The 16,565-nt window shown below is 61.1% G+C and carries 10 protein-coding genes; 2 read left to right on the forward strand and 8 right to left on the reverse strand.

All coding sequences use genetic code 11. The features are described from left to right. Together ACZ89E_RS04520 and ACZ89E_RS04525 are read right to left on the reverse strand one after the other, a co-directional pair. Positions 1-1,347 (reverse strand): HlyD family type I secretion periplasmic adaptor subunit, encoded by a 1,347-nt coding sequence (locus ACZ89E_RS04520; protein ID WP_463257723.1) that lies wholly within the window; start codon positions 1,345-1,347, stop codon positions 1-3. Continuing rightward, the gene (locus tag ACZ89E_RS04525) at positions 1,348-3,084 is read right to left on the reverse strand and encodes a type I secretion system permease/ATPase (RefSeq protein WP_463257722.1); all 1,737 of its coding nucleotides are present in this window, start codon (positions 3,082-3,084) and stop codon (positions 1,348-1,350) included. It abuts the gene before it with no gap. A 316-nt stretch (positions 3,085-3,400) separates the two neighbouring features. On the opposite strand from ACZ89E_RS04525, the gene ACZ89E_RS04530 reads away from it, so the two are divergent. Further along, positions 3,401-4,099 carry a response regulator gene (locus ACZ89E_RS04530; RefSeq protein WP_149661662.1) on the forward strand — a complete coding sequence of 233 codons (699 nt, stop codon included), beginning with the start codon at positions 3,401-3,403 and terminating at the stop codon, positions 4,097-4,099. On the opposite strand, the gene ACZ89E_RS04535 is transcribed toward ACZ89E_RS04530, so the two are convergent. Next, positions 4,100-5,590, reverse strand: a complete 1,491-nt coding sequence (locus ACZ89E_RS04535) for a sensor histidine kinase (RefSeq protein WP_476254956.1) — start codon at positions 5,588-5,590, stop codon at positions 4,100-4,102. It abuts the gene before it with no gap. A gap of 73 nt (positions 5,591-5,663) precedes the next feature. Here ACZ89E_RS04535 and ACZ89E_RS04540 point away from each other — a divergent pair, with 73 nt between their 5' ends. Then, positions 5,664-11,609 carry a peroxidase family protein gene (locus ACZ89E_RS04540; protein WP_476254957.1) on the forward strand — a complete coding sequence of 1,982 codons (5,946 nt, stop codon included), beginning with the start codon at positions 5,664-5,666 and terminating at the stop codon, positions 11,607-11,609. Between the two features lie 67 nt (positions 11,610-11,676). On the opposite strand, the gene ACZ89E_RS04545 is transcribed toward ACZ89E_RS04540, so the two are convergent. From ACZ89E_RS04545 to ACZ89E_RS04565, 5 genes are all read right to left on the reverse strand, one after another. Next, positions 11,677-12,378, reverse strand: a complete 702-nt coding sequence (locus ACZ89E_RS04545) for a VIT1/CCC1 transporter family protein (RefSeq protein ID WP_149661665.1) — start codon at positions 12,376-12,378, stop codon at positions 11,677-11,679. Positions 12,379-12,400: 22 nt separating this feature from the next. Continuing rightward, complete coding sequence (locus ACZ89E_RS04550) at positions 12,401-13,381, reverse strand: FAD:protein FMN transferase (protein WP_476254958.1); 981 nt, start codon at positions 13,379-13,381, stop codon at positions 12,401-12,403. Next, complete coding sequence (locus tag ACZ89E_RS04555) at positions 13,371-15,551, reverse strand: PepSY domain-containing protein (RefSeq protein ID WP_476254959.1); 2,181 nt, start codon at positions 15,549-15,551, stop codon at positions 13,371-13,373. Before ACZ89E_RS04555 ends, ACZ89E_RS04550 begins: the two co-directional genes overlap by 11 nt. 24 nt (positions 15,552-15,575) lie before the next feature. After that, positions 15,576-16,046, reverse strand: coding sequence for a DUF2271 domain-containing protein (locus ACZ89E_RS04560; protein WP_476254960.1), 471 nt, complete (start codon positions 16,044-16,046; stop codon positions 15,576-15,578). Positions 16,047-16,131: 85 nt separating this feature from the next. Further along, complete coding sequence (locus ACZ89E_RS04565; RefSeq protein WP_463257717.1) at positions 16,132-16,455, reverse strand: PepSY domain-containing protein; 324 nt, start codon at positions 16,453-16,455, stop codon at positions 16,132-16,134. Between the last annotated feature and the right edge of the window lie 110 nt (positions 16,456-16,565).

Consider the following 16,565-nt stretch of genomic DNA (forward strand, 5'->3'; position numbering starts at 1 on the left):
TCATTGCTCCTTGAACGCGCTATTGACGCGGTCCAGCAGCGGTTTCAACAGGTAGCTGAGCATGTTGCGCTCACCGGTCTTGATGGTGACCGAGGCCGGCATCCCCGCACGGATGTGGTTGCTGCCGAGCATGGCCATGCCGGCCGGCGTCACTTCGATCTGCGCCAGGTAGAACGGCTGCTTGTTTTCTTCATTCAGCAGCCGGTCGGCGGAAATGGTCAGCACCTGGCCCGGGATGTTCGGTGTCTGCACGTGGTTGAACGCCGGGAACGAGATGCTCACCGGCAGGCCTGGTGACATGCGGTCGATGGCTTGCACCGGAATCATCGCGTCGATCTGCAACGGTTCGTGGCCCGGTACGATTTCCATGATCTTGAAACCGGGAGCGATCACACCGCCGATGGTCGACACGCTCAAACCCTGGACCATGCCGTCGATGGGCGAACGGATCACCGTGTGCCGCACCTGATAATCCAGGGCCTGCAAGCGGTCGGTGAGGGCGCTGTTTTCCTTCTGCACATCGGCCAGCATCGACTGCACTTCCTTGCGGTAGTCGAACTCGCGCTGCAGGATGCGCAACTTGATATCCGCCACCTGGCCCTTGGCCCGGGCAATGTTGTTGAGGTTATCGGCCTGGGAGGCATTGAGGTCCGAGCCAGTGCGTTCGAGTTCCAGCATGCGGTTGCGCGGCACATAGCCCTCGGCGGCCAGTTGGCGCACCCCGACCAGTTCCTGATTGAGGAAGCCGATCTGTGCCGAGCGGGCGCCGTAGATGTGCTGCAAACCCTTGATCTGCGCCTCGGCGGAGTTGAGTGATTCACGCAGGATGCCGATTTCGCCCTCAAGGGCGGCGCGGCGCGTGGTGAACAAATGCCGTTGCAGGAGGATTGCGTTGTTCAGGTGCTCGTTACCGGCGTAGCGCTGCACCATGGCGGGGTCGAAGGCCACGTCGGGCAAGCCGTCACGTTCGGCTTCCAAACGGTTTTCCATGGTTTTGGTGGCAATGAACTGGGCATTGACCACCCCTTGTTCTGACAACGCTTGCGTCGCGTCGAGGCGTACCAGTTCCTGATCCTTGCTGACGCTGTCGCCTTCGCGCACCAGAATCGCTTCGACGCTGCCGCCCGTGAGGTGCTGGATGGTCTTGCGGTTGCTGGTGACTTTGACCGTGGCCGTGGCGACGATCCCGGCGTCCAGCGGCGCCAGCCACGACCACAGCAGAAACCCGCCAAACCCGAGGATCACCAGCAACACGCCCCAGCGTGCCGGGCGGTGGTCATCGACATCGATATTAGCCGCTGCGCTTTGCAGTTCCTGGCCACGGGGATCGAGACTCAAGGCGCCCATTTATTCTCTCCCGCGAACGGCTGACAGGGTGGGTGCGCCCACGGTCGGCAGCACGCTGGTTTGACGCAGGGCGGCAAACACTTCCTCCCGGGGACCGAACAGTTGGGTGCTGCCTTCTCGCAGCATCAGCACTTTGTCGACGGTGCCGAGGATGCTCGGGCGGTGGGAGATCAGGACCGTGGTGCAACCCCGGACCTTGAGGTCTTCAAGGACCTCGATCAGGGCCTTTTCACCGGCGTCGTCGAGGTTGGCGTTCGGCTCGTCGAGCACGATGATCGCCGGCTCGCCGTAGAGCGCGCGGGCCAGGCCGATGCGCTGGCGCTGCCCGCCGGACAGCGGGTTGCCGTCCACGTCCAGGACGGTGTCGTAGCCGTGGGCAAAGCGCAGGATCATGTCGTGCACCCCGGCGCGCTTGGCCGCGACGATCACCGCGTCACTGTCGACTTCACCGAAGCGCGCGATGTTGTCGGCGATGCTGCCTTCGAACAATTCCACGTCCTGGGGCAGGTAACCGACCCAAGGCCCGAGCTCCTCCTTGTTCCACAGGTAAACGTCCACGCCGTCGAGGCGCACCTTGCCGCTTTGCGCCGGCCAGATGCCCACCAGCAGACGCGCCAGGGTCGATTTACCGGATGCGGACGGGCCGATGATGCCCAGGGATTCGCCTGGCGACAGGTTGAAGTGCGGGCCGCGAATGATCGATTGGCTCATGCCTGGCGCCCCGGCGTGCAGGTGCTCCACCGAGAGCATGCCCAACGGCCGCTGCAGCTTCATCGCATCGGCCCTGGGCGGGAATTCCTGCAGCAGGTTCCTCAATCGCGACCAGGCGCGGCGGCTGGTCAACAGTTGCTTCCAGGCGCCGATCAGTTGCTCCACCGGCGCCAGCGCGCGGCCGCTGAGGATCGAGCAGGCGATCATCATGCCGGGGGTGATTGAGCCTTCAATCGCCAGCAAGGCACCGGTGCCAAGGATCAGCGATTGCAGGGTGATCCGCACAAAACGCCCCAAACCGCTGATGTAGGCAGCCCGGTCGGACGCCAGGGTTTGCATTTCCAGTATCCGCAGGTGACTGCCGAACCAGCGCCGGGTGATCGCCGGCAACATGCCCATGGCTTCGATGACTTCGGCGTTGCGCAGGTTGTTGTTGGCGAAGGTGCCGGAGACCTGGGCGGCCATGCCCGCTTCACCCAAGGGTTTTTTGGTGGCTATTTCGGTGAGCCAGGTCAGGGCGACCAGGATCAGCGAGCCGCCGAGGGTAACGGCCCCAAGCAACGGGTGAATCAGGTAGGCGACGAACAGGTAGATCGGCGTCCATGGCGCATCGAAGAACGCAAACAGGCCGTTGCCGGTGAGAAACTGACGCACTTGCGCGAGGTCTTGCAGAGCCTGCGCCGGGTTGCCGCCGGCACGCTGCAGATTGCGCTCGAAGGCGGCAGTAAATACGCGACGGTTCAGCGCCATGTCCAGCCGATTGCCAACCCGGATCAGCACCCGTGTGCGCACCACTTCCAGCATGGCCAGCAGGGTGTACAAACCGATCATCAGAATCGTCAGCATCAGCAGCGTGGTGAGGTTACTGCTGACCAGTGCCCGGTCGTACACCTGCAGCATATAAATGGCCGGTGCCAGCATCAGCACGTTGATCACGCCACTGAAGCCGGCCAGCGAATAGAAGGTATGGCGCAGCCGAAAAAACACTTCGGCAAACTCGGATCGCTGCTGGGTTTTCTTGTCCATCGGAAGGTTCCAATGCCGTGGTTTTATGTACCTCAGCGTAGGAGAGCGACTGTTGGTCGGATCAGGGGCAGGTCCGGGTTTTATGCCGTTGGCGTTTTTTTGGCGGTTTTGACTGTGTTGTAAAACAATGAGTTGGCGACGTGTTTTTCAGCGGGTTGTGATGATGAGGGCTTGTTGACGGCTGAATTTCGTCCGACCTAAGTCTAATTTTCGACGTTTTGGCCCTGGCCGTACCCGACCGACGACCGGCGTGCGATGGGGTTACCTGCTATTAATCAATGTGTGTCCGAGTACTTGGCCTCCCGGGGAGTGCGTCATGAACCCTTTTATTCGAATCGGCATTGCCGACGATCATCCGTTGTTGCGTGAAGGTGTGGCCAATACGCTGAGAAAAAGGGCTGACCTGCAAGTCGTGGAGCAGGGCGCCAGCGCGGACGATGCCCGGGATATCGCCCAGCGCGAACGTCCGGATGTGATGCTGATGGACGTCAATATGCCGGGCGATGTGTTTGGCGCGGTGCGCTTCATTGCCACGCATTTGCCAGACGTCAAAGTGTTGATGCTGACCGTTTCCGAGTCCGAGGATGATGCTTACTCGGCGCTTGAAGCCGGGGCGCGCGGCTATGTATTGAAAGGGGTCAGCGGACCGGACCTGGTACTGGCGATCCGCTCGATTGCCCGGGGTGAAACGTACATCACGCCCGAATTTGCCAATAAGCTGCTGATCAATTTCAAAAAGCACGAAGCGCAAGTGCACAAGATCGACCTCACCCATCGGGAGGAGCAGATCATTCGAGAAGTCTCAAAAGGCCTGACCAATAAGGAAGTGGCGTCAAAGCTGCTGATCAGTGAAAAAACCGTCAAGTACTACATGACCTGCGTGATGCAGAAGCTGCATGCGCGTAATCGTGTGGAAGCGGTCACGGCCCTGAGGCGTTATTGGGAGCGCGAGGCCATCAGCCGACTGCACATCAGCCCTGGGGCGGCGCATCTGGGCGTCCGGGATGGCTCCTGACTACAGCTTGAATTGTGCGTTGACCAAGGTGCCTTTGCCGGGTGATGAATCAATACTGAACTGCCCGCCCAGGGATTCGACCCGATAACGCAAACCGGCCAGCCCCAACCGTATCCTGCCATCGGGGTCAGCCACCAAGGCGTCGGCTGCCATGCCCGGGCCACTGTCTTTGACGGTGATGAGCAACGTCCCGTTGACATGGTTCCCGCTGACAATCTGACCTTTGCCTTGGGCGTGGTGGTAGGCATTGTTCAGGGTTTCCTGGACGAAACGGTAGATGCAAAGTTTGAGCGGTAGCTGCACCGCTTCCGGCAACGGCCCCAGTTTCAGTTTGACTTTGGTGCCGGTGCGTTGCTCGTGCCGTTGTGCCACCAGCCGCAACTCCTCCAACAGGGTCAGTTCGTTGATTTCCGGAAGGGCCAACCCCCGGGACAGATCCCGTACCTCGCGCAACGCATCGGTGGCCGCGCCGCGAATGGTTTCCATCGACTCCTGATCGACTTCCGTGCAGTTCTCGGCCAGATCGTCGAGCCGGATCAGAATCAGGGTCAACAGTTGCGCCGGGCCGTCGTGCAGGTCCGCCCCGATGCGGCGCAGGGTCAGTTCGTTGATGCGTGAAAACTCCTGGGTCGCGGTGGTCATCTTGCGCTGCAGCGCGGCATTACTGACGTGCAACCGGGTTTGCTCCAGCAAGCGCAAGCGCAAAGCCACTTGCTGGCGCTGAATGATTTTGTCGCCGCGTCGCACCAGGAAGAACAGCAGCGCCAGCATGGCCAGCGTCGCGGCGCCGACTACCATCCACACTTGTTGACGTACCCGATTGATTTCCTGTTCCAGGCTTTCAGCCTTTTCATAAAACTCGCCCACGGCGATGATTTTTCCAGAGTGGAATTCGCGCAGCGGCGCATAAATTTCATAGAGCGGCACGTTCAGATTTCGCTCGAACTCGTTCTCTTCCTGATCCAGGTCCTCCAGGTCGGTGACCACATTGCCCTTGAGCGCTTCGGCGATCTCGTCCATCGGGAATTTACGATTGGTGATGGATTTGTCTGTGCTGTACACCACGGTGCCGTCGGCGCGCCAGATCTTGATCGAGACGATGTGCCGCTTCAGCGAACGGCTTTCCATGAGCCGGTCCAGGGACTTGATGCTGGTGGGCGACAGCCCGTTATCGCGGCTCATCTCCTGAACGTAGGGTTCCAGAAACGCCTCCATGTAATGGGCGCCGGCCTCGGCGGCGCTTTGCACGGCGGCCCGTTCTATTCGTGCACTCACCAGTTTGCCGACGAAAAACATCGTCAGCCCCAGGATCAACGCGGCAGCAATCACAAACTGGGTGGAGCGGCTCAGGTTGCGCGTCCTGGCCTTGATTCGGCTGCGCCAGTGGCGAGTGTGACCCGCCGCGGATGACGGTGCGGGCCCGACCAAAGTCTCAGCCTGACCACTGACAAAAGTCTGGTTTTTTGATTCGACTTTTGCATCTTTTGCCATCGGTTCGTTTCCCTGATCATCGTGATAAGTCGGTTGGAAAACCCTGCAACTCAACGAATATCTGGAGCTCGCCATGTATGCGCTAAAACGCTTCACCCTCAACCAAAACGATATTTCGTTTCTTGAGCAGCAGGTGTCTTTTCCCACCATTCACATCGTTGGCTACAACACTGCGGGTCAGCCGCTGTACGGCTACGATGGCTCGGACGGCAATGTCCATGTGCTCGGTGTGCTGGGCAGTTTCAACCCACTGGACACGCCTCCCGGCGAGACCAGTTGGTACAACGGCGCCCGCGACCCGATCGGCCTGCGCAACGTTTCTGGCCACTTCAACAACATGACCCAGGACGGTCAGGCCTGGGGCAGTTTCGGTCAAAACTTCATTCGCCTGACTCATTCCGACTACACGCATTACGTCCATCAGGACCTGAGCAACGCGGCATTGACGGGGCAGGGTGTGCCCGTCAACGCCACGCCCATGACTGACAGTAGTTCACTGTATAGCGATCCGACAGCTTCACTGGTGGACTACACGCCCCGGATGATCAGCCAGACCATCGTCAGTGGCGGTGTGACGTTTGCCACCGACGCCAACGGGCACATCCAGCACACCGCAACAGGTGTGGCAATCGTCACGGATCCGGGGATTCTGGGTGCCATCGGCGAAGTCGATACCACCTCGCCGGACTCCGGTCAGTACTACATTCGCAACCAGAACACAGTTGCCGGAGACCCGTCGACCACCGGCTGGTTCACCTTGTTCGGGCAGTTCTTCGACCACGGCCTGGACTTCATCAACAAGCCTAATCAGAACGCGACGATCACCATTCCCCTGGCGCCGGACGATCCGTTGTACGGCTCCATCGGCCCGGACGGGCAACCGGTTTACTCGATCAAAGTGCACCGCGCTTCGGTCAGCGAAGTGGACGGCCAGGGCCAGGCGCAATACGTCAACCTGGACTCGCCGTACATTGATCAGAACCAGACTTACGGCTCCAACGACGCCGTGACCCAATTGCTGCGCCAGTGGGTCGCGGACCCCAATCACCCCGGTCAATTCATCGCCGGGGCCGCGCTGTTCGATGGCACCTCCTTGAGTGACGACGCTGCCTGGACCCTCAACGGCGTGGTCACCCATCAGACGCTGCCGACCTTGAGCGAACTGCGCGCCCATGTACTGGCCACCGGGCGTGACGACCTGACCTGGGACGACATCGCCAACTTCCGTGTACGCGACGCCCACGGCCATGTACTGGATGCCGACCCGACCACCGCCGGCGTGCAAGCGGTGTACACCCGCGAAGCGATCCTGCTGGACATGAACCCGCACTTCGACGATCTGCATATTGATCAAGCGAAGCTGATGTCGCTGGACGCGCACATCACCAGCATCACCTTCGATGCAAACAACCCATATGGCATGGTCTTCAACTACGACAACTCAGGGCCGAAAAACCTGTTCAGCTTCGTCAATTTTGCCGACTTCACCATCAGCGCCGCCGCCGGCAGCGCCGACTTTGCGGTGGCCAACGAGTTGCTGCTGCAATCGGTGGGCGACCACTACATTGCCGGTGACGGCCGGGTAAACGAAAACTTCGGGCTGACCGCCATTCACCACGTCTTCCACGAAGACCACAACGTGCAGCTGATCAACCTGCAGAACGAGGTGCTGGCGCAAACCGACGTCACGGTGCGGCACAACTGGCAGGTGCAGATCAGCAATGGCAGCGGTGGTTTCTACAGCGATGCCAATGGCAACTTCACCCTGGCCGATGGCGTCACGGTGTCCTGGGATCAGGACAAGCTGTTTTATGCCGCCAAGCTGACCGTGGAAATGGAATACCAGCACGTGGCGATCGACCAGTACGCCCGGTTGATTACCCCGGACCTGCCGGAATTCGTGACCTACGACTCAGGCATCAACACCAACATTTCGCTGGAATACGGCCAGGCGGCGTTCCGCTTCGGCCACTCGCAACTGCGTGAAACCATCGATGCCCTGGAGAAAAATGCCAGTGGCGGCTACGACCTGACGGGCGCGATTACCCACTATGCGCTGGAGCAGGCCTTTCTCAACCCAGGTGGTTTCGCCGATATCGGGCCGACGGCCATTGCGTTGGGCATGACCCGGCAGATCAGCAACGAAATCGATGAGTTCGTCACCCCGGCCCTGCAACAAGGTTTGCTCGGCCAGCCGCTGGACCTGGCGACGATCAACCTGGCCCGTGGCCGCGACCTGGGCTTGCCAACCCTCAACCAGGCCCGTCAGCAGATCCACGATGCGTTGATTGCCGAACGGGCGTCACCGGCCGGCGCGCAGCACCACACCAACCTGATCGTCGATGGCCTGACGCCTTATACGAGCTGGAGTGACTTCGCCAACAACATGATTCACCCCGAATCGTTGGTGAACTTCATCGCCGCGTATTCCTTCGACGGTGACAAAGCTCATGCCCAGGCGATTATCGATGCCGATATTTCGGGCCTCACCGTCAACTATGCCGGTGGCAGTGTCACGGCCGAACAGGCGGCCTATTTCCTGTCCGGCGCGGCGGATGCCAACGGCAATCATGTGGCGGGCTATGACGGCTACAACGCGATTGATCTGTGGATCGGTGGCCTGGCGGAAAAACATGTCTACACCGGGCAACTGGGCACCACGTTCAACGCGATCTTCGAGGACCAGATGGAACGGTTGATGGACGGTGACCGGTTCTACTACCTGTTCCGCCTCGACCTCGGCTTGCCGGCCATGACCAACCTCAACGAACAGGTGGTGACCGAGCAATTCAAGGACATTATCGAGCGCACCACCGACGCCCGGCACCTGGCCGGTGATGTGTTCGGCTACGCCGACAGCTACATCGAACTGAGCTACACCGATTCCGGCGCCAGTGCGACGGCGTACAAGAGCGAGCACAAGTACGGCACCCTGATCGCGGCCAACCATGTGGGCGTTTATTCCACCGGCGGCAGTGGCGGCATCGGCGGTAACGGCTTGCTGATGAGCCTGGCGAACCCGGAAACCCACGTGGCGCAAACCTACATCCGCGACTATCGCCCGGATCAGGGGCAAAACCCCGATGGCACGGCGGCAGTGGGCTACAACTCCCACGAAGTGTTGGTGGGGACTGACTACAACGACTGGCTCGACGCCGGGGACGGCGATGACACGATTTACGGCGAAGGTGGCGACGACGTGCTCGACGGCAAGTCTGGCGCCGACCATATCTATGGCGGCGACGGCAACGACGTGATTTACGGTGGTGATATCGAGGACTTCCTCGATGGCGGGGAAGGGGACGACACCATCTATGCCGGGACCAGCGCCGGGGTGCTCGATGTGGTGATTGGCGGTGGCGGTAACGATCACCTCTACGGCGAGGCCGGGATCGACGAAATTTACGGTGGTGCCGGCAATGACTATATCGATGCCGGTGGCGATACCGACCTGGTGCATGGTGGTGACGGCAACGATGAGATCTACGGTGGCGACGGCCCGGACATTTTGTTTGGCGAGGATGGCGACGACATCATTTCCGGTGGCTCCACCGGTGACCAGGAGTTCGGCGGTGCCGGTGACGATATTCTGTTGCCAGGCCTGGGCGGTGCACCTGGCCAGGGTGACGGTGATGAAGCCATTGGTGATGTCGGGTTCGATATCGCCGCGTTCAGCGATGTGAATATTGCGCTGGATGCGGCGGCCGACCTCAACAATCAGAACATCGTGGCGGCACCCGGCACTGCAGTGCTGTTCCAACCGTTCAATGCCTTGCTCACCGACATTGAAGGCTTGATCGGCTCACGTTTCAGCGACAGCCGGCCGAACTCGGCCGCTCCGGCCAATCCTTCTGCGGGCCTGATCGGTAATGCCACGGAAAACTGGCTGATTGGCGGCAGTGGTGATGATGTCTCCCAAGGTAACGGCGGCAATGATGTGATCGTCGGTGATTCGATCAAACTTGCCGACCTTAATCACTTGCTCGCCAGCCAGGGGTTTGCTCAACACTTTACCGGCCTGCAATCGACTCGCCCCGATTTCATTCTGGGTGACAACCATCAAGCCCCGGGCACGGCTGATGGTGCGGCGGACACGGCGCTGTTCTCGGGCAACTTTGCCAACTACAGCATCACCAAGTTCACCGATACCCGGCCGGGTGGCGAACTGATCACCGCATTCAAAGTGGTGGACCTGCGGGTCGGCGCGGCGAACATCGATGGCACCGACATCGTGATAGGCGTGGAGAAACTGCGCTTTGCCGATCGCACGGTGAACCTGAGCATCACTAATCATCTGCCGACCGGTAATGTGGTGTTGTCGGGGTTTGCCACCGCGCCAACCACCCCGAGCCGTCCGGTGCCGGCCCAATATCGGCTGACCGCCAACACGGCGGCGATCCAGGACGCCGACGGCTTGCCTGGGCCGAGCGGGTTCTCCTATCAGTGGCAAGCGCTGGTGGGGGCGGCCTGGTTGAGCATCGCCGGGGCGAATGCGGCGACCTTTGCGCCGACCTCGGCACAGTTCGGCCAGCAACTGCGGGTGATCACGACTTACACCGATAACAACGGCACGGTGGAGCAGTTGACGTCTGACCCGTCGGAGGCAGTCGGACGCTTTATCGAGGGCACCAACTTCGTCGGTAACACGCTCAATGGCACCAACTTTCAGGACATCCTGATGGGTTATTCGGGCAACGACGTGCTCAACGGTGGCCTGGGTTCCGACTTGCTGGATGGCGGCTCGGGCAACGACACGATGCGCGGTAACGCCGGCAACGACATCTACATGGTCGATACCAATGGCGATGTGGTTCAGGAGAGCCTGAACGAGGGCACGGACACGGTCATGTCCTCGGTCAGCTACACCTTGGGTGCCAACGTCGAAAACCTGACCTTGCTGGGCTCCAACAACATCAACGGCACCGGTAACGAGCTGGATAACGTTATCCATGGCAACGGTGGTAACAACCAACTCAGCGGGCTGGCGGGCAATGACTCGATCTTCGGCGAGGCGGGCAACGATACGCTGCTGGCATCGGTGAACGACGGTAACGACCACTATGACGGTGGCTCGGGCACCGACAGCTATGACTTGTCGGCCACTTCGGCGGCAGCCACAGTGGATTTGCAGGCCGGTACGTCAACCAGTGCCCAGACCGGCAGTGACAGTTTGACCGGTATCGAAAACGTCATCGGCAGCGCTGGCAACGATCACATCCAGGGCGATGCGGCCAACAACCAGTTGCTGGGACAGGGCGGTAACGACTTGATCGACGGTGGCAGTGGCAATGACACCTTGAGCGGTGGGCAAGGCCTGGACAACCTGTTCGGTGGTCTTGGCAATGACACCTTCCAGGCGTCGGTCAACGATGGCAACGACACTTATGACGGTGGCGCTGACACTGACACCTACGACCTGTCCGGGACTACGGCCAACGCCACGGTCAATCTGACCACCGGTTCGGCCTTCAGCTCGCAAACCGGTAACGACACCTTGACTGGCGTCGAGAATGTCGTCGGCAGCAGCGGCACCAACAGCCTGACGGGCGACAATGCCGATAACGTACTGACCGGCCAGGGCAACATCGACACCTTGAGCGGTGGTGGCGGTGCCGACACACTGAACGGAAATGGCAACCGCGATACGTTGACCGGTGGTGCAGGGGCGGACACGTTTGTGTTCAGCTCCATCAACGACTCCGGCACATCGACCGCAAGCCGCGACGTGATTACCGACTTTGTGCACGGCACCGACCACATCGATCTGTCGCTGATTGATGCCCGGACCTCCGGCGCCGGTTCGGCCGGTAATCAGGACTTCACCTTCCTTGGCGAGTGGAATGGCGCCGGCAACGAGTTCAACAACCAGGCGCAATTGAAATACCACTTCGTCAACGTCGGCGGGGTTGACCACACTTATGTGGAGGGCAATGTAAACACAGGTAACGCGGCCGATTTTCAGATCGATCTGGTCGGGCATGTCGCCCTGACGGCGAGTGATTTCGTCGGCGTGGTGTAGTCGTTAACGCACAAAGGGCGCCCGATCCTGGATCGGGCGCCCTTTGTGTTTCAGGCATAAACGCGAACTAAACCACGGCCCCGAATAGCGATCCCACCAGCGCCGTGATGCCCATGGCCAGCACGCCCCACAGCGTCACACGCCAGGCACCGATCAATACGTTGGCACCTCCGGCCCTGGCTGCGACGGCGCCCAGGCTGGCGAGAAACACCAGCGACATCGCGCAGATCCACGGCACCACGCTGGGTGCTGGCGCGATGAAAACCACCGCCAGCGGCAAGGCGGCACCGACCACAAAACTGGCGGCCGAGGCGAGGGCAGCCTGCAGCGGCTTGGCCGTGAGTACTGCGCTGATGCCCAGTTCGTCCCGGGCGTGAGAACCGAGGGCGTCATGGGCCATCAGTTGGTCGGCCACCTGATGGGCCAACTCGGGTGAGACACCGCGATGCCTGTAAATGTTGGCCAGTTCTATGTGTTCGGATTTCGGGTCGCTGGCCAGTTCGGCTCGTTCCCGGGACAGGTCAGCCCGTTCGGTGTCCGCCTGAGAGTGTACGGAGACGTATTCACCCGCGGCCATGGACATGGCGCCTGCCACCAGCCCGGCCATCCCGGTGACCAGCAACGTTGAGTGAGTGGCGTTGGCGGCGGCGACGCCGATCAACAGGCTGGCGGTGGAGACGATTCCGTCGTTGGCCCCCAGGACGGCGGCGCGCAGCCAGCCAATTCGATCGCTGCGGTGAGACTCGGTATGCCTGTGCATGAATTTCATGGTTTAGCGGGACTCACTGTCATTAGGTTGTTCGCATCGGGCGGGTTTCAATCTGCGCCTGCAATTGGCCGCCGACAATGGATATTTCTTTGAACTGTTCACCGTCGTGCAGCACGAACAACGCGTCCATCCCGCGTTCCTGAGCCAGGCGTGGGCCTTCGATCTCGCCCAACACCATCAGCGCCGTGGCCCAGGCATCGGCAAGCATGCACGAGGCCGCTACCACGGTGACCGCCGCGAGCGGGTTGTTCAGCGGTGCGCCGGTGACCGGGTCCATCGTGTGGGCATAGGCGTGCCCCTTCACATCAATCCAATGTCGGTAGTCCCCGGACGTGGCGATGGCGGCGTCGCCAAGCTCCATCACACCCATGACTTCACGCACGCCGCGACAGGGTTTTTCAATGGCCACGACCCAGGGTTGCGCATCGGGTTTGACACCACGGGCGCGCATCTCGCCGTCGATGCCGACCAGGTAGCGATCAATGCCAAAACGCTCCAGGCAACGGGCCAGTTCATCGACGCCAAAGCCCTTGGCGATGCCATTCAAATCAAGGTTCAGCGGTGCGCGTTTACGAACCTGATTGCGTTGCGGGTCAACCACCAGCGCCGCGCTGGCGGACAGTCGAGCGCGCGGTGGCGGCGTTCCGGGCGTCTGCTGCGTGACGGACTGTTCGCCGGGACCGAAACCCCAGGCGTTCACCAGGTCACCGACGGCGATGTCAAAGGCGCCGCCGGATTGTTGGCTGACCCGCAGCGCGGCGGACAACACCGTGGCCAGCTCTTCGGGCACTGACAGCCACTCCTGCTCGGGGGCAGCGTTGAGACGGTTGAGGTCAGAGTCGGGCTTCCAAATGGACATTTGCCGGTCCACCCGGTCCACGGCGTGCGCCAGGCTGAGGCCGATTTCGTGGGTGTCGATCCCGGCCTCGGCATAGAACAGGGCGGTGTAGCGAGTGCCCATGGTTTCGCCGTTGAGGCTGTAGCGTTGCCTATCAGTAGACATCTTCACGGTAGCGTCCTTGTGCCTTTAGGGTCAGCACAGTCAGATTGAGGGGGGCGAGCACCTCATCCAGGGCCAGCATCACGCCTTTGGCCATTTCTCGACTGCCGCACACCAACACCTGGGCGCCTTTCTCAATCAGCCGGCGCAAGGCCAGGGCATCGCTGATCAGCCGGTCTTGTACGTAGCTGCGGTCTTGAACCTGGGAAAATGCCGCGCGCAACGCCGTGAGGCGACGGTCTGCCAGGTAACGATTAAGCTCCGGCTCGTAAAGAAAATCCGAGGTCGGGTTGCGTCCGCCCCAATACAGGTGCATCGGGTGGCGCGCCTTGTTGTTGCGGATAAAACCGGCCAGGGGACCAATGCCGGTGCCCGCGCCGATCAGGATCACGGGGTGGTCGCCCGACGCCGGACGAAATTGCGGGTTAGGCTGGATAAAGGCTTCGATTGGTGCGCCGATCTTCAGCCCATGCAGGAACTGCGAGCACACACCGCCTTCGTGTTTACGCACGCAGATTTCCAGCACACCGTCTTCTGAACTGCTGGCCAGCGAGTAAAAGCGCGGAACCGGGTTATCGGGGGCGAAAATCCCCACCAGATCACCGGCCAGAAAGTCCGGGAGTACGCCGGGCGCCTTGAAGCGCAGTACGTGAGTCGGTGCATTCACCTGTTCGCCGTAGACAATGCGTTCGGTCAGTTGCAATTGATGGGACTGTGGCTGCTGCGGGGTATGTACCAGTGTCAGCTCATGCCCGAGCACCTCACCCAACGCGAGGCCCCAACGCGCAAATTCCTGAGCGGACTGGCGGTTGACGGTTTCCAGCCCCAGCAGCGGCGAGCCGCCGGCCTGCACCATCGCATCGTGCACCTGATGGGCGTATTGACAGAAACGCGGAAACTGCCGGTCACCCAAACCCAGTACCGCAAACGGCAGGTCGGGTTTGAGGCCGACGGTGTTCAGCCGTGTCAGGAACTGCGACGCCGAGGCCGGTGCGTCGCCGTCACCATGGGTCGCGGTGAGGATGAACACCCGTTTGGCATCGCGGTAATCGCCCGTCCATGTATTCATCGCTGTGCTATGCACCCGATGTCCGGCCAGGTGCAGGGCATCATGCAAGGCTTTGGCAAATCCCCAGGAGCTGTTGTTTTCACTGCCCACCAAAATCACGCTGTCGGCAGCTTGGGCGGGGCTGTTGTGGCGGATGTTCGGGCCGGCCTTGCGGCGGCGCCACCAGAGCAGCATGCCGGTTACGCTCATCAACGGCACGCAGAGGGCGCAGAGCCCGAGCGGCAGGCTCAACCACCAGAGGCCTTCACCGGTGTGCAGCCGGTAGATCAATTGGTAAACATTGTGCATCGAGTCGTGGGCTTGCCAGGACAGCAACGCGCCACTGACCGGGTCGACGTAACCGTCGCCTTGGGCGGTGCGCAGAGAAAACACGTCTTGTGGGTTGCCGGGGCTCGGGTACACCAGTTCACGCAGGTCATTCAGGTCGATGGAACGCAGGGCTTGCAGGTTGGCCACCGGCAACACCGGGCCGGTGCTGATGTGGGTGGGGAAGGCCGGTTCACTCTGACTGCCGTCGGCGATCAAACCGAAAGTGCTGGCGCACAGGTAGAGCCCGCTCAGCGCCGACAGCAGCAGACCGAGCAAGGCCAAGCGTCCGACTTCGGCGTGCCAGCGCTGGCTGAACGTGCCGCGCAGTGGCCGCAGCAGATTGCGCCAGCCGCCCAGGCGCCGGGCCAGCAACAGCGCGCCGGACACCGACAGGATCAACATGAACAGCGCACCGACGCCCGCCACTCCGTGGCCCGGTGTGCCCATGAACAGCGAGCGGTGCAGGTCTTTGATCCAGCGTGAGAAGGCTGACGGCTCATAGGGCGCGAGGCCCTGACCGGTCAGCGGGTCGATCTTTTCGGCCCCGGACTGACCGTCCTGGTTGTAGTAGACAATGACCGTCCCGGACGCCGTGCGCTGGATTTGCTCCACGCCGGGAAAGTGGCTGGCGACACGCCCGGCCAACTGTCCGACGTTGAGCTGCCCGGCAGCGGTGGATGTGCTGTGCAGGCGTTCCAGGGCCGGATCTACGGACAATACCGCGCCGCTGATGGCCAATATCATGACCAACAGGGCGGCGATCAAACCGGGCAGTGAATGGAACTGGCGAAGCATGTTCAGCCTCCAGGGTTGTGGGTGCTACAGGTCGTAAGTGAAGGAGTCGACGTAAGTGCTACCGGTCGCCGGCTTGCCTGAACCTTTGGCGGTCAGGGGCACGCTGACGTCGGCTCGACCTTCGCGCTTGTTTTCCACGGCGCTGTCGATACGGATCTGATACCCGGCGTCAATCAAGGTGTCTGCCAGTTCAACGCTGACTTTCAGGGTGCCCCCGCTGCCGACACTGGCGCCGCTGACCCCGTCGAATTCGCTCGGGTTCATGCCGCTGCCACGGGCCCAATCCGTCAAGTGCCGGTAGTACTTGGCCTTCTTGCCGGCCACCCACAGGGTTTTCTGGTATTGGCCATTGGCGTCGGTGACATAGATCGTCAGGTACGCATCGTTGCCGCTGTAGTCCTTGAGCTGGGTGGTCAGGGTCACTTCACGGGCCTGAACCAGCCCCGGCAGGGCAATGGCACCGACAAGGCAGGTTGCAGCGATGATTTTTTTCATGAGGGAGTCCTGTTTGAGCGTTGTGGCGAGAGCCTGGACCTGCTGGCTGACAGCAACCTGAAAGCCCTGGAAAAAACTGCAATGATCATTCGGCGTTGGGGCTGGCGAGGTAGTCCCGGGCGTCACCGTCGTCGCCGAAATTGATCTGCAGCGTGCGCAGGTGCAGGGAGGCGGGCGCATAGCGGGCTTCGATGGCGTTGCCCTTGCGGTCGGCGCCCTTGAGCTTGTAGCAACCGTCGTCGACCTTGATCCGTTGCACGCTCCAGCCGTATTGCTGCTCTACCTGCTGACGCAGGGTGTCTCGCGCTTGCCAATCACTGACCGGCTCGCTGCAGTCGTCATCGGCCAGGGCGTAACCGCTGAGCAGCACGCTCAGCAGCGCGATTCGGGCAATAAAAGCTGATTTCATGATCTGTCTCCTGTCGGCGTGGCGTCTGAGGCATACCCTAGGGTGCATTCCTGACAACCAGCTGAATCTTCAGATTCCCGTCAGGTGAGGCCGTTAAGGTGCTGCACGAC

The sequence above is a fragment of the Pseudomonas sp. TE3899 genome, from assembly GCF_056279105.1.